The sequence below is a fragment of the Rhodococcus sp. FH8 genome, from assembly GCF_019266085.1.
In the GTDB taxonomy this organism is placed as follows: domain Bacteria; phylum Actinomycetota; class Actinomycetes; order Mycobacteriales; family Mycobacteriaceae; genus Rhodococcus_F; species Rhodococcus_F qingshengii.
This window is the reverse complement of record NZ_LPNQ01000077.1, coordinates 54,128-68,329: the sequence shown is the minus strand read 5'-3', so window position 1 is coordinate 68,329 and position 14,202 is coordinate 54,128. Positions and strand designations below refer to the sequence as shown.

The 14,202-nt window shown below is 62.6% G+C and carries 15 protein-coding genes; 9 read left to right on the top strand and 6 right to left on the bottom strand.

The window, feature by feature from the left end; all coding sequences use genetic code 11:
* Positions 1-11: 11 nt before the first annotated feature.
* The 3 genes from ATN38_RS22030 to ATN38_RS22020 are packed head-to-tail and all read left to right on the top strand — an operon-like array spanning position 12 to position 4,049.
* Positions 12-1,427, top strand: coding sequence for a CocE/NonD family hydrolase (locus ATN38_RS22030; RefSeq protein ID WP_308256448.1), 1,416 nt, complete (start codon positions 12-14; stop codon positions 1,425-1,427).
* The gene (locus ATN38_RS22025; RefSeq protein WP_218748665.1) at positions 1,420-2,760 is read left to right on the top strand and encodes a YcaO-like family protein; all 1,341 of its coding nucleotides are present in this window, start codon (positions 1,420-1,422) and stop codon (positions 2,758-2,760) included. Before ATN38_RS22030 ends, ATN38_RS22025 begins: the two co-directional genes overlap by 8 nt.
* Positions 2,757-4,049: a YcaO-like family protein gene (locus tag ATN38_RS22020; protein ID WP_218748661.1), complete on the top strand. Its 1,293-nt coding sequence runs from the start codon at positions 2,757-2,759 to the stop codon at positions 4,047-4,049. The genes ATN38_RS22025 and ATN38_RS22020 overlap by 4 nt, the downstream gene beginning before the upstream one ends.
* On the opposite strand, the gene ATN38_RS22015 is transcribed toward ATN38_RS22020, so the two are convergent.
* On the bottom strand, positions 3,996-4,967 hold the full coding sequence (locus ATN38_RS22015; protein WP_218748654.1) for a hypothetical protein: 972 nt from the start codon (positions 4,965-4,967) through the stop codon (positions 3,996-3,998). The two genes, ATN38_RS22020 and ATN38_RS22015, sit on opposite strands and share 54 nt — an antisense overlap.
* A gap of 51 nt (positions 4,968-5,018) precedes the next feature.
* Between ATN38_RS22015 and ATN38_RS22010 the strand changes: the two genes are divergently transcribed.
* A complete protein-coding gene (locus tag ATN38_RS22010; RefSeq protein WP_003943606.1) occupies positions 5,019-5,645 on the top strand; it encodes a TetR/AcrR family transcriptional regulator in 627 nt (208 codons plus the stop codon).
* Positions 5,646-5,651: 6 nt separating this feature from the next.
* On the opposite strand, the gene ATN38_RS22005 is transcribed toward ATN38_RS22010, so the two are convergent.
* The 3 genes from ATN38_RS22005 to ATN38_RS21995 form a co-directional block, all read right to left on the bottom strand.
* Positions 5,652-6,092, bottom strand: coding sequence for a PAS domain S-box protein (locus ATN38_RS22005; RefSeq protein WP_003943598.1), 441 nt, complete (start codon positions 6,090-6,092; stop codon positions 5,652-5,654).
* 111 nt (positions 6,093-6,203) lie between these two features.
* Entirely contained in the window at positions 6,204-6,944 is a 741-nt protein-coding gene (locus tag ATN38_RS22000) for an ABC transporter ATP-binding protein (RefSeq protein ID WP_003943539.1), read from the bottom strand.
* Positions 6,941-7,987, bottom strand: a complete 1,047-nt coding sequence (locus ATN38_RS21995) for an ABC transporter permease (protein ID WP_042920776.1) — start codon at positions 7,985-7,987, stop codon at positions 6,941-6,943. The genes ATN38_RS22000 and ATN38_RS21995 overlap by 4 nt, the downstream gene beginning before the upstream one ends.
* A gap of 114 nt (positions 7,988-8,101) precedes the next feature.
* Here ATN38_RS21995 and ATN38_RS21990 point away from each other — a divergent pair, with 114 nt between their 5' ends.
* The 4 genes from ATN38_RS21990 (at position 8,102) to ATN38_RS21975 (ending at position 12,209) form a co-directional block, all read left to right on the top strand.
* The gene (locus ATN38_RS21990) at positions 8,102-9,304 is read left to right on the top strand and encodes a sensor histidine kinase (protein WP_003943587.1); all 1,203 of its coding nucleotides are present in this window, start codon (positions 8,102-8,104) and stop codon (positions 9,302-9,304) included.
* The gene (locus ATN38_RS21985) at positions 9,301-9,918 is read left to right on the top strand and encodes a response regulator transcription factor (RefSeq protein WP_003943536.1); all 618 of its coding nucleotides are present in this window, start codon (positions 9,301-9,303) and stop codon (positions 9,916-9,918) included. Before ATN38_RS21990 ends, ATN38_RS21985 begins: the two co-directional genes overlap by 4 nt.
* 92 nt (positions 9,919-10,010) lie before the next feature.
* Positions 10,011-11,249, top strand: coding sequence for an HNH endonuclease signature motif containing protein (locus ATN38_RS21980; RefSeq protein ID WP_218748653.1), 1,239 nt, complete (start codon positions 10,011-10,013; stop codon positions 11,247-11,249).
* 144 nt (positions 11,250-11,393) lie between these two features.
* Positions 11,394-12,209: a siderophore-interacting protein gene (locus ATN38_RS21975; RefSeq protein WP_007735878.1), complete on the top strand. Its 816-nt coding sequence runs from the start codon at positions 11,394-11,396 to the stop codon at positions 12,207-12,209.
* A gap of 9 nt (positions 12,210-12,218) precedes the next feature.
* On the opposite strand, the gene ATN38_RS32935 is transcribed toward ATN38_RS21975, so the two are convergent.
* Entirely contained in the window at positions 12,219-12,623 is a 405-nt protein-coding gene (locus ATN38_RS32935) for a hypothetical protein (RefSeq protein WP_238565274.1), read from the bottom strand.
* Positions 12,624-12,738: 115 nt separating this feature from the next.
* Between ATN38_RS32935 and ATN38_RS21965 the strand changes: the two genes are divergently transcribed.
* The gene (locus ATN38_RS21965; protein WP_054827482.1) at positions 12,739-13,695 is read left to right on the top strand and encodes a proline dehydrogenase family protein; all 957 of its coding nucleotides are present in this window, start codon (positions 12,739-12,741) and stop codon (positions 13,693-13,695) included.
* A 61-nt stretch (positions 13,696-13,756) separates the two neighbouring features.
* Here ATN38_RS21965 and ATN38_RS21960 read toward each other — a convergent pair whose 3' ends face one another.
* On the bottom strand, positions 13,757-14,200 hold the full coding sequence (locus ATN38_RS21960; RefSeq protein WP_030536658.1) for an SRPBCC family protein: 444 nt from the start codon (positions 14,198-14,200) through the stop codon (positions 13,757-13,759).
* Positions 14,201-14,202: the final 2 nt, after the last annotated feature.

The following is a 14,202-nucleotide window of genomic DNA, read 5'->3' as shown; positions in this document are numbered from 1 at the left end:
TCTCACTCGGCGTGAAGATCCCGGCAGCAGACGGTTCTTCGTTGGCTACGGATGTGCTTCTCCCACCGGATTCTTCACCGCGGGGACTGATCGTGATCCGCACCCCGTACGGGCGTGGATGGCATCTGGCGGAGGGGCTCGAATGGCGATCACGAGGAATTGCCTTCATCTGTCAGGACGTACGTGGACGGCACGATTCCACCGGATCTTGGGTACCGTACGTCCACGAGCGCGAGGACAGCGCCGCCCTTGCCGAGTGGCTGCAGGATCAGCCGTGGACACCGGAGTGCGTCATCGCAAGCGGGGCTTCGTATGCGGCCGGAACCGCCTGGGCATTTGCTGCCGAGACCAACAGCGCCGATCGGTCATTTCGTGTAGACGGCGTCGTCTCCAAGGTGCCGACCATCGGAAGCGACCGCGTCAAACGTGATCCCTCGGGGATACTTCTCCTCGCCGAGCATCTGGCGTGGTGGGGCGAGCACGGAGATTCGTCTTCCTCTCGTGAGGGTTTCATCCCTGAACTGATGCGTTCGGATTCGTCTTTGCTGGAACATCTCCCGGTGCAGTCGATGATCGAGGAGGTCGGCCTGACCTCCGATTCACCGGGCTGGTTGACGCCGATCCTTCGCGCTCGTAAACGCGAAGACTTCGGTGGCGATGATCTGGTGTCCGCGGACGAACTCTCCGAACTCGACATCGCCGGGCTGCACATCGGCGGTTGGGACGATGCGATGATTCGGGAGACACTGCGGCACTTCACGTCCGTTGGGCGCGGGCCGCAGAGTTTGATCGTGGGCCCCTGGGCGCACGACCTCCGCCCTGGAATGGTCGGCGAGACAAGTTTCGGCCGCCTTCAGGTCGAGTGGATGGAATCGGTATTCGCTGCGCGGCCCCTGACCATCAATCGGGTATTCGACCGGGGTGTCGGCGAATGGTCGACCGAACCGTTTGTCACGGGTGCGAATCGCGTTCATCTCGAACCAGATCGGAAGGATGCGGCCTGCAGCTTCCTGTATGACGCCTCACGGGACCGAAACAACTGTGTTGTCTTGACTTTCGATATCAAGCACGACTCCGTACTCTCCGGAACACCATCGGTGGAGCTGAAAGTGTATTCACCCGAGGGCGAAGCCGATTGGATCGCCGAACTGAGCGTCGTCGATCCCGCTGGAGTTACCAGATCGATCGCACGGGGCGCGGGTGTCAGCCTGCAGCCGACGATGGTGACAATCGATCTGGATCCCGTGTTGCACACTGTGCGCGCGGGTGATGTCTTGACGCTGCGGATCGCCGGCTCGGACTTCCCACGACTCGCACGCAATCTCGGAGACGGTGATCGCTATCGAGGAACACGCAGTACCGCACTGCACCAATCATTTTCCGGGTCGTTGACCCTGCCGATACGCGGAGGAACTGCCGGTGGATGACTTGCTGGTCGACGACCGGAGCGGCGTGCTGACCTCACTGGAACCTCACATTCGCTCGGACATGCCGACAGGCTGGGTCGGTTGGGCCGCGAGGGTGGCCGACACCAGAAACTTCGGCGGCAGCGGTTCACTGTTTCGCGCGGACCCTTACGGATTCGGGGCTTCGATACGCAACGACGCAGCGGCCCGCGGGGCGGCAACCGGTGAGGCCGTCGAAAGATATTGCGGCAACGTGGTCCCCGAAGATCTGGTCCGCAGCAGTGCGTCAGCGCTGGAACTGGCCGGCTCACGGGTCGTCGATCCGGCGAAATTTGCGTTGTACAGCGAGGATCAGTACCGCCTTCCCGGATTCCCCTTTGTTCCCTTCACCTCTGATCTGAACATTCGCTGGGCATTGGGTCACACCATGGACGAAAAGGTGCCCACCTACGTGCCTGCGGCCCTGACTTATCTCGGGTACTACACAGGCACCCGTCGCTACGAGCCACCGATCGCGTCGTTGCAGTACGCCGGAATCGCAGCGGGACGCTCACGCGACGAGGCCGAGATGTCAGCTCTGCTGGAACTTCTCGAACGCGATGCCACCGCGCTGTGGTGGTGCGGGGACCGGTCACAGCCGGCGATCGAGCTTTCCGACTGGGAGCGGTTGCCTGCGCACCGCCAACTCGGGGATCTGGAGAGCCAGACCCGGAGCGTTCGAGTGCTGCTGCTTCCCTCCCCCTTCGGCATTCCCGTCGCCGCAGCGTGGATCCGCGATGACCGACGTGGACTGGTCGCGCTGGGCACAGCTTGTCGACCGACGGTGGAGGCGGCAGTCTCGAAGGCGCTTGTCGAGGCGTATGCCGTACTTGCCATCACGATCGACCTCGCCGACCCCGACGGGCCGACCTGGCGCAGCGTGGCGGACGGAACGCTGCCGGCGCACCTGTACAAACCCTTTCGGGCCGACCGTCGTTACCGGGACGAGTTCGATCCGCAATGGAAAGACATCGTCGATCTGCCGACCGTCGCCCAACTTTATCTCGATCCCGTGATGGCCCTGGCCGCAGAGGAACATCTCTTCGACTACACCGAAACACTCTCGGTATCAGAGATTCCCGACGAAGCGCCGTTGGATCTGGCTTCTCTCGTAGCGCTTCTGATGTCACGGGGACACCAGCCGATTTCCGTCGATCTCACCACCGGCGACATCTCGATTGCCGGGTTGCACGTCGTCCGCATCCTGACTCCGGGCCTGTACAACAACGCCCCGGCAGCCTTTCCCCTTCTTGGAGGTAGCAGATTGACCAGCGCATCGACCACCCATCTGCATCTGCCGGTCCCTCTCGCATGAGATCTTCGCTCGTCGACCGCCGAACTGGGATCATTCGAGAGTTGGTCGACGCCGTTGTTCCCCAGCACTTTCCGCCCGAGTTCAAGCTGATTCACTCGTATGTCAGTGATTCAGCACGCTTTACACCCTGGTCCAGCGACTCGGCGGGCGCCGGATATTGCTTCGATCTGGGTGACCGTGCGCGGCCTACCCCAGCTGCGATAGGCGAAGCGGTGGAACGGTATTGCGGCAACATCGTCGCCAAACCGATCGTCCGCGGGTCGGCCGATGCGTTGATCGGAGCAAGCATCGACCTGTCACAACTCGCGCGTTTCGACGCCGCCCAGTACGCGCGGCCACAGTTCCCGTTCGTCGAACCAACCGACGATCTGGAGATGGACTGGACTCGCGGAGCCGACCTGATCACGGGTTCGGATATCTGGGTACCGGCCGAACTCGTCTGGGGTTCGTATCCTCATTTCGTCGCCCGGACGGGTCCGGCGATCTCTCCGGTAGCTCAGGCGGGTCTCGCCGCCGGTCCCACGACGGAATTCGCGATACGGAATGCACTGCGCGAGATAGTCGAGCGCGACGCGATGACGTTGTCCTGGAACGGAAGACGCGGCGTTCGGATCGTCACCGGCATTCCCGAGGTGCTTCGGCGACTGGGGAATCACGACAGCCTCTCGACCAGGTGGATTTCATTCGAGAGTGATTTCGAGATCCCCGTCCTGGGCGCCCTGGTTTGCGACGGACTCACCGGATACTCGACCATCGGTACCGCCTGCCACGAAGACGCGCAGACGGCTGCGTTCAAGTCACTCGGCGAAGCGCTTCAGCTGCAACTTCTTTCCGCCGACTACGACAACCCGCAGAGCGGCATCGGTCGAGCCGCGGCATCCCCGACCAGTCCGCTTGCGCCTTGGCGAGCTGACCGAAGCTATGCAGGCGCCTACCGATCGGATTTTGCCGACGTGATGGACTACGGATGCCACTTGCAACTTCACCTGGACCCGGAGATCCAAGCACGATTCGAGAGTGAGCTGGTCGGTGCCGTCGTCGGCGAGGTGGGACTCGACTCTCTGACGTCACCCATCGACACCGAAAGCGCACTGACAGGCTCGGGTTTCAGGCCGGCATGGGTCGACCTCACCACAACTGATGTTCTCCGCGCCGGCCTGCATGTCGTCCGCGTCGTCGTACCCGGTTGTCTCACCAATGCGGCCGCCGGATTGCCGTTTCTCGGCTCGCCCCGACTAGTGGACAGTCTTGCCGGACGATCGGCTCGCACCATCCCATTGCCGCACTGACAGTTCGGGAACCGCCGCTTGCAACGACTCGGTGGTTTCCACCGCGTGGAACCACGTCGGCTTCGAGATCGCGGCATCCCGAATCACCTGCACGGCGCGCGCGGCGATAGCTGCCGTCGCGACCGACTGGCTACGCCCCGAAACCCACAGCGCCGGGCCGGTATCCGCTCGGGCCATCGCTACCCAACGATCCGAGCCCCACAGCTTCTTCGGCACGACCTTCTGTAGCGCGGGTGCCCACGTCATGGCCGCAAGTCCGAGCGTCGCGGTGGACGTGTCCAATCGCAGGTACGTCCTGACCGGAACACCGAGGTCTCGCGTCAACGCATGCTGGTCCGAAAAGTCGGCCCGCACAGCAGGACCGGTGCGGTAGCCGGTCGCATCGGCCGGTATTCGAAACGTCTTCATCCCGGTGTAGTTGCGGACCGATCGTCCGTCGGGATCAGAAAACCTCGTGCCCAACATCCCGTACGTCCACGCCGTTGCGGCCGGCCCGTGTAGTTCTCCACCGCCGAGACCGATCAGGATGTCCACGGGTCCGTCGCCGAGTCGATGCGCCTCGGTTGCAAGGACACTGGTCAATCCCGGCGCCAACCCGACGCCCATCAGAACGGGTCCGTCGACCGCTTCCAATTCTTCGCAGTAGCTCGAGGTCGCCGTGATGTCGACGAATGCCGCCCCACCGCGTGCCGCTTCGTCGGCCAGGCGAACATCCTCGAAACCCGACGCATTCACCACGACATCGAAGTCTCGAACCACAGTCGAATACGCGCCTGGTTCTTTAAGATCAACGACGACGTCCGCGCGGGCAGGGTCACGGCCGGCGGAGTACGCGGAGATTTCGGGGACCTTCGCGAGTTGTTTCATCAGGGGAATCCCGACGGCACCGTAGCCACCGAGTACAAGAACCTTCGTCATTACTTCGCCTCCCGAGTCGCTAGAGTTCGACTCTAGAGTTAGACTCTAATCATGACTGAGGTTCTTCGGGAAGACACGTCGGCGCGGCGCAAGATCATCGAGGCAGCGCGTGAGGTTTTTGTCGATCCCGGCTACGCGGCCGCCACGATCAAGCAGCTTGCCGCGGCGGCGGGCGTGTCGGTGCAGAGTGTCTATTTCGTGTTCGGCAACAAGCCGAGCGTGCTGTCAGCACTGCTCGACGTGGCCGTTGCGGGCGACGAGGAAAAGACGGCAACTCTCGACCGTCCGTGGGTGGCGGCAGCACTAGGCGCCCCACATCCACTCGGGCAACTCCGGATTCAGGTTCACCACGGACGGCTCATTCTGGAGCGCACCGCAGACATCCTGTTGGCACTGCGGGCTGCCGCTTCCGCCGACGAGGACGCCGCCCGTCTGTGGCAAATCAACCGCACTCAGAGACGCACGGTGCAGGAACATCTGATGGTCGGCATCGTCGAAAAAGCGCCAACCGTCGACCTCGAAACAGCCGTGAACGTCGCACTCACGCTGCTCAGTCCCGAGACCTACACAGACCTCGTGGTCGGCGCGGGTTGGACCGGCCAACAGTACGAAGAATGGGTGGTCAACACCCTTGCCGCCACCCTCGGCCTGGACCGAACCGTCAAATCCCGGAAGTAGCTGGGATTACTTGGTGGGCTTGTCGTCGATGTGCCGTGGGTTGTTCCACAGGCGCTCCGTCAGATCGTGGAGGACGGCAAGGGTGATCGTGTCGTCGTCCCGTCGGAGCAGAGACTGGCTGACCGTCGCGCGCACCAACGTGGAGTCGGAGTGCACGAACTCCTTGACCGAGCCCGGCTCGGAACTCAGTTCACGATGGGCCTGCTCTGCACTGACGTCGTCGGCATCCTTGTCGTAGAGGATGTCCTGCAAACGCAACGCCGAGACGGCCTTCTTGGGATATCCCAGCATGTCAGCGAAGGACGGATTGGCAAAAACGATGCTGCCGTCGCGGTGAACGGCCATGACCGGCACCGGAAGCCTGTCGAGGAGAATCAGGGCAGGCATCTGCTCCAGATCCGCAATCGGCGATTGTGGCGGCTGCGCAACGTTGCGGCGGCGTTCCATAACACGTCCTCTCAAGTTGCCCGAGTCGACAACAGTCTAACTGCCCAGCAAATCGCGGGTTGACTTCCCGCCCGGATGCAGTGACGAATGCCCGAATCGTGCCCGCCTGAGTCACGCCGCGAGCGCCTCCTGATCCTCCGCCAAGGAACCGTCAACAACACGATAGACAGTATCCATCCGAGACAGGTGACTTCGGTCGTGTGTCACGAGAAGGGTTGCCGCCTCGCGTTCCCGCACCACCCCGATGATCAGATCCATGACAGCGGCACCGCGCTCCTGATCGAGCGCACTCGTGGGCTCGTCGACCACGAGAAGCTGCGGATCGTTCATCAATGCTCGCGCGAGATTGACGCGCTGTCGCTGCCCGCCCGACAGCTGGGACGGCCGTTTTCCGCTCTGATCCGCGAGCCCGACAGCGTCCAGCAAATCCATCGCTTTTGATTTCACGGCCTTGCGACGGGCCCGTGACGTGAACACGGACTGCCCCAGATGCGCCATCACCTCGAGCTGCTCCAGTGCAGTCAGCGAAGACACCAGGTTCGACTGTTGGAAGACGATGCCGATCGACGAGCGTCGCAGCTCCGACGCCGCCCGCCGACTCAGCGCAGCGATGTCGGTGCTGCCTTCCGGCGTCCGGAGATAGACGTGCCCGGAATCCGGACGGATCAGCGTCGACGCCACCGCCAACAGGCTGGACTTGCCCGAACCCGAGGGCCCGGTGATCGCGGCGATCTCGCCGCGGTGCAGTCGCAGAGACACGTCGTCCAGCGCCGTCACCCGCGATTGCCCATCGGGAAACGTCAGATCGACGTTCTGGATGTCGAGAACTGTGGTGCCGGTTGTCATGGTCATCGTGCGCTCCCCAATGCTGTGAGTGGATCGGTGGTCGAGAGGAATCGAAGTGCAAAGGCCGCGCCGAGCAGACCGAGCCCAATCAATGCCACGGCAGGTACGACGGTGGTGGATGCGTCCAGGACGAACGGCATGGCGTCACCGATCAGCGATCCGGCCACGGCCGTCAGCCCGATTCCGACGGTGACGCCGGCGATCAGAACGATGAGCGCCTGACCCAGTGCGTCGCGCACCAGCGAACCGGTAGTCGCACCGAGCGCTTTCAGCGTCGCGATGTCCGGAGTTCGCTGGATCGTCCACACCGTGAAGAACGCACCGATCACCAGGGCTGAGATCGCGAACAACATGAGCGTCATCAACGTCAACGACCCGTTCTCCGACTTGTACGAACCGATCGCGTCGAGCGAACCGCTGACCGTCGTCGACGTCGTCGCAGCCGCCTTGTCCGTTGCGGAAGCGTCAGAGGCTCCGGTGACAGCCAGTACTGTCGCAACTCCGCCGCGTGGATTGGCCGCCTGCCAGTCGTCGAGCGTCATCCAGACGACGGGCGAATGGCTGTACCAGTCGTCACCGCGAACGGCGCTGACGGTGAACTGCTTCGTACCGACGCTCACCTGATCGCCGGCGCCCGCCCCCAGTTCGCGGGCGGCACCTTCGCTCAACACCACAGTGCCTGACGCCGACGGCGTCACGTCACCGAAACCGCCATCAGCGCCGAACAGGGCCACCGACTTCTGATTTCCGTCGGCCAATCCCGCTTTCCCGCGACCGATTCCGATGGGATCGACGTCCTTCGACGTGGAGGTCCAAGCGTTGACCTGGTCCTGCGTGAGCGCCGACTCGTCGAACGACGCCCCGGCTCCGGTGTCGGCGAACACCACCGTGTCGGCATTCATGGCCTCGATGGCCGACACGTTCTGATGGCGAAGTCCTGCAGTCAACCCGCTGAGAAAACTGACCAGAAGTGCAACCAACAGAACCACGACGGAGATCAGCGCGAAACGACCTCGCGCTGCCCGTAAGTCCCTCATTGCGACAAACACTGTGAATTCCTTTCCTGTGCTTGCCTCTACGCTCTCGCGGATGCAGACTCTTTCCATCGCACCTCGGATCGACATTCCAGCGCTCGAAAGAACCATCCCGGTTTACAACTTTTGATGGATGAACCAGGCCCGAACCTCGCTAAGCTGGGCGAGATGCACCGATCGCCGCTCACGCCTGTCTTCGCCGGCCTACAACTGGGCCTGCATGTCCTTGTCATGGCGCTGGCCGGTGTGGTGTTTCTTCGAGCGCTGATCGACGAATCCGACCTGACCGCAACAATCATCGCGTTGGCCGTGATCTTTGTTGCCGTCTATCTTTTCGGGGTCGCCAAAAGGCTGCGCGGCAACGCTGCCCGCTGGTGGCTGGCCGTGCTGACCCTCGTCTGGATCGCGACGATGGCGGTATCCGCCGACGCCGCCTACCTCGCGTTCGGACTCTTCTTCCTCTATCTCCATATTCTGCGACGCCCCTGGAGTCTTCTCGCCGTCACCGCGGCAACGGCTGTCGCCGTGGTCGGCACCGGCCTGCATCGTGGATGGACGATTGCCGGCGCCGTCGGCCCGATCATCGGCGCTGCCGTAGCGGTTGCAATCGGCCTCGGATATCAAGCGCTGTACCGCGAGGCAGCCGAGCGCGGTCGTCTCATCGACGAGTTGATGAATACTCGTGAAGAATTGGCGTCGACGTCCCGCGATGCCGGAAAATTCGCGGAACGTGAAAGACTCGCCGCCGAGATTCACGACACCGTGGCCCAAGGACTTTCGAGCATCCAGATGCTCCTTCACGCTGCCGAACGCGCCGATCCGGACAGCCCGGCCATCCGTCAGATCAGCCTCGCACGGGAAACTGCCGCGGACAGTCTTGCCGAAACCCGCCAACTCATCGCCGAATTGACACCCGCGGCCTTGGACGGTCAGTCGCTCGCCGACGCGCTTCGTCGAATCTGCGAACGCGCGAGCAGTCCTGAACTGGAAGCGCGCTCCGTGGTCGAAGGCGAGGCAGTCCGGCTACCGATGCCCCTCGAAGCAACATTGGTACGCATCGCTCAGGGCGCGGTGTCCAATGTTCTCCGCCATGCGGATGCAACCAGAATGGCTGTGACACTGACCTATTCCGATGACACCGTCAGCCTCGACGTGGTCGACAACGGTCGCGGTTTCGACGTGGCAGTTCTCGAACGTGGCCCAGCGGAATCTTTCGGCCTCAATGCAATTCGCCGGCGCGTCGAACTGCAGGGCGGGACTTTCTCCATCGAGTCCGAGCCGGGACACACGGCCGTCGCAGTGACGTTTCCTCTCGAAGTCGGCGAACCGTGATCCGCCTGCTGCTCGCCGACGATCACGCGATCGTGCGCGCCGGGTTACGAGCGCTGCTCGAAAGCGAAGCCGACATCGAGGTAGTCGGCGAAGCGGGCACCGCCGAGGAAGCCATAGCCTTCTGCGCCACCACGCCGGTCGACCTCGTGCTCATGGACCTGCGATTCGGCCCCGGGAAGACGGGCGTCGACGCCACCCGCGCGGTGTGCGCGCTGCCGAATCCGCCGCACGTACTCGTCGTGACCAACTACGACACGGATGCAGACATCTTGAGCGCTGTCGAGGCCGGGGCCAGCGGGTACTTACTCAAGGACACACCACCGGTCGAGTTGCTGTCAGCCGTCCGCGCCGCTGCGAGCGGGGACAGCGTTCTCTCCCCCGCCATCGCGTCGAAGCTCATGACTCGGGTACGCAAACCCGAAACCAGCCTCAGCCCAAGGGAAATCGAAGTTCTGAAGTTGGTGGCGGCGGGTCGCTCCAACCGAGAGATCGGCAAAGAACTGTTCCTGAGTGAGACCACGGTCAAGTCGCACCTGGTTCACATCTTCGGCAAGTTGGGAGTGAAGTCGCGGACGTCGGCGGTAGCTCGTGCGCGGGAGCTGGGTTCGATCTGACATTTGCCCGAATTGTCGAAAGTAGCTGGACAGCAGCAATTTTCGCTCACAATTCTCTTGTTTTCGAAACTTTGTTCGATTAAACTTTGAGCATGGACAGTCGGGGAGCGTGGCAACTGGATGGCGAGGACCTCAAGGGTGAGGTTCTGGATCTGGTGCGCGCCCGGCACGAGTTGCAGTCGCGGATGGTGTTGCTGATCGTGGAGATGTTTTCCCGGGAGGTTCTCGGTGGGAAGGGTTTTCGGGCGATCGCGCAGTGGTTGCACGGGTCGACGAATCTGGAGATCGGTGAGTGCAGCCTGCTCGTCGGGTTGGCGCGGTTGTTGATGCTCGAACCTGTTGTCGCGGATGCATTCCATCGCGGTGACGTGGATGCGTTGAAAGCCCGTCAGGTGGCGTCGTTTTGTCAGCATCCACCCAAGAACATGACGCCGGCGGACGTGGACAAGGCCCGCGGGATCTTGCTTGGCCTGGCGTCGAAGAACATCGCCGATTGTGATGCGGTGCGGGCGGCGATCCGGCGGATCGAGAAGCAGTACGGAAAACGCGAGGACGGCGTTCCGGTTGGTGAGGATTCGGAGCGTAACGAGTTTTACGCCTCGAAAGGCTTGTACGGGCGAGTGTCGGTGAAGGGTGATTTGGATGCGATCAACGGGGCCCGTCTGATCACGTTGCTGTCGAGCCTGTCGGCGCCGACGCCGGAGAAGGACGGCGTCAAGGACACGCGTACTCCGGCATTACGACGGGCGGACGGGTTCTGCGAACTACTGCGGCGGTACGAGCGGGCGGGGTTGGGTCCGATCGAAGGCGGAGTGAAACCACACATCACGGTGACCGCGTCCGCGAAAGACATGACAGATCTGCAGTCCTTGAAGGACTTGCTGCCGTCCACTCAGGAACTCGGGTTCGCGTGGACGGATTGGGTGGGCCCGATCAGCATCGACACCGCCCGGATGCTCGCCTGCGACTGCACCGTGACGCGGATTTTGTTGGACGAGAATGGTGTTCCGCTCGACTGCGGCAAGGAAGCGAGAACGGCGACAGTTCCGCAGCGGCGGGCGTTGGCGGTTCGCGATGGTGGGTGCGCGTTTCCGGGGTGCGGAACACCATCCGGGTGGTGCGATGCCCACCATATTGTTCACTGGAACGATGGCGGCCCAACAGATCTCGACAATCTGATCTTGTTGTGCGGTCATCACCACCGGACGCTGCACCACACGGAGTGGCGGGTGGAGATCGGCCCCGACCGAAAAACAGTGTTCTACCCACCCATGTCGATCGATCCGTATCAACAGCCGATCGGCGGGAACAGCCCACCGACAGCGGCGTGAACCGACATAACTGAAAAGGCCAGCGTGTGCACCGGGGAAGAATCATGCCCCGGGGCATACGCTGGCCTTTTCGGCTGCGCTCGATGTCCGTCTTGCGACAGCATCTGTCTCCACTTCGACACGCCGGACCCATAGGGTCGAGGCATGTCTTTCTGCGAACCCGCCCGCGTTGTCACCGTCACGTCCCTGACCCCGCACATGCGGCGAATCAGCATCGAGGCAGAAGGCGACTGGCACTGGCCGACCGGCGGGCAGGGCGACGAGCGCATCGACCTCGCGTTCCCGAAACCCGGTGAAACAGAAGCAGAATACGACTACTTCAACAATCCCGACTACGGCAAGGCCGATCTCGGAACCGAGCCACCGTGGCGGCACTACACCGTGCGCAAGGTGCACGACGGCGGCCGACGTCTGGACATCGACTTCGTCGTGCACCCTGGCGGTATTGCAGCGGATTGGGCCCTGCGGGCCGAACCAGGTCACCTACTAGGCGTCTTCTGGTCGGACAGTTCGCGGTCCCACTACCAAGCACCGGCGGGTCCTCGCTGGCAGCTGCTGGTCGCAGACGCCACGGGTCTCCCCGGACTGGGCAGGATTGTCGAAGAACTTCGTGAAGGCGATGTCGCACAGGCGATCATCGAGGTCGAAACCGAAGAGGATCGACAGGAATTTGTCACTCGCGGCGACGTCACGTACACGTGGCTCGTGGGGAGTGGCCTCGGAAAGGCGCCGAGCGCACTGTTCGAGGCTGTGGAGAAGGTCGAGTTTCCCGAATCCGAATCGGCCGACATCTACGCGTGGGTGGCGTGCGAAAGCGCAACCAGCCGTCGTATTCGTAAGCATCTGAGGGAAGTTCGAGGAATAGCTCGCGACAAACACAATGTTGTCGGGTACTGGCGAGAGGGCGCCGACGGCCACGTTTCCGGCATGAACAGCGAGGAAGTCACCGTCGGCGCCTGAGCGCCGTGATCACTCTGCCGGCAGCGTGTCGGTAGATTCTGTGTGAGCCTGCTGCGCGTCAGCCGGCTTTTCCGCCAGCATCTCGAACAGTGCTCGGCGTGCCTCGGCGAGAATTGCCTCGGCCTTGGCTACCTGCTCAGCGGTCCCACCTGCGGCTACCGCGACAGCGGCACCTCGGAGTAGGCCCACCGCGGGACGGAGCGCTGCGCCGGCTTCACCGAAACCCGGCCGACCGTGTCCGCGCTGGTCAAGTCGACCGCGCCGGCCTTCGGGGCGTCCTTCTGCTCGGTCTTCGAAGCGACCCTCGGGTCGCTCGCCCTCGAATCCTCGACGGAAACCGTGTCCACGATGCGGGCCTCGGCGGCCATGCTCGCGACGTTCTTGCATTTCTGGGTTGTTGTGTGGGGCGTACATGTTGTCCTCCTGGACTGTCTGTGTTTGTTTGACGTATCGACGATATATCGACAATAGATCGAACGCAAGGGTTCGTAGAATAATTCCCGCACCCTCGTCCGGATACGCTGAAGCCGTGAACACGGATCTACAAGCCCAGGCCGCGGACGTCCTACGCCGCCTCGCACTCGACGAATCCCTGAAAGAACGCACCATGGCGGACGCCGCGACGGCAGCACTCGCACGGAAAGTCGCCGCTCGCTACATCGGCGGCGAAACCATCGACGACGCTTTCGACCGACTCCCCTCGATCTTCGCGCGAGGACACAAGGCGAGCATCGAATACACCGGAGAAAGCGTCCGGGATCCCGAACTCGCGAACGCCGAAACCGATGTGTTCGTGGAATTGGCGGAACGGATCGGAACGTCGGGCGTCGACAGCACCGTGTCGTTCGACCTCTCGCACATCGGCTTGGTCATCGATCCGGAGCAGTGCTTTCGCAATGTCGTGCGCCTGGCCGAGACCACGGAACGCGCCGGTGCCGAGCTGATCATCTCTGCCGAAGCGTCCGACCGCACCGACCTGGTCCTCGACATGCACGCGCGACTGGCCGAGCGCTTCACTCATGTGGGGATCACCGTTCAGGCCCGACTGCACCGCACGGCAAAGGATCTCGCCGCTCTGCTGGACCGACCCGGCCGCATCCGTCTCGTGAAGGGCGCCTTCCTCGAAGCCGAGTCCGTCGCCTACCCACGCGGTAGTGCCGAACTGCGCAGCGCGTATCTTGACTACGCAGCCCGAATCGTCGACTCGGGTCACCAGGTCTCCATCGCGACACATGACCGCGACATCCTCGAAGCACTACGCGCCGAACATGATTCGAAGCTCAGAGGCGAGCACGTCGAGTTCGAGATGCTGCTCGGCCTCGGCACCGAGCAACTGGACGCACTCCGAGGAGCGGGCTTCACCACACGCGAATACGTCATCTTCGGAACACAGTGGTGGCTGTACGTACTCAATCGCATCGCCGAAGAACCGGAGCGTGTCTACACCGCGCTCATCGACGCTGCGCTCATCAGCACTGCAAACTAGATCTCCAACAACAGAAGTGGGACCGCACTCGAATCGAGTGCAGCCCCACTTGTGTCAGTTTCTAGCTCTCCAGAAACGCCTTGATGCGCGCCAGGGTGGTTTCCATTCCGGTCTGCATCAGCTGATCTCGACCCCGACCGAGTAGGCCGCTACCCGACATCATGCGCACGTAAAGCGCAGGCGTCGCATAGATCTCACGAGTCTCGGTAAGCACGGTGCCCGTTCCCGAAGGCTCGAGCACATAGGTCCACCGCGCTTTCGGCTCGTCCGATTCGAAGGAGAACCTCCGGCAGTCGACCACGTCGACCACCGTGCAGTGCGTGCTCCACCGAATCAGACCATGCTTGTTGGTGCCCTTGAACTTTGCACCCACAGTGCCCGGAGTTCCGGAAGTCCATGTTCCACCGGTATTTTCAGGACTGAAGCGACCCATACCTTCGATGTCGCTGACAACCTTCCACACCGATACTGGCGTTGCCTCGATGTACGCGCTGGCGGTTTCCACCC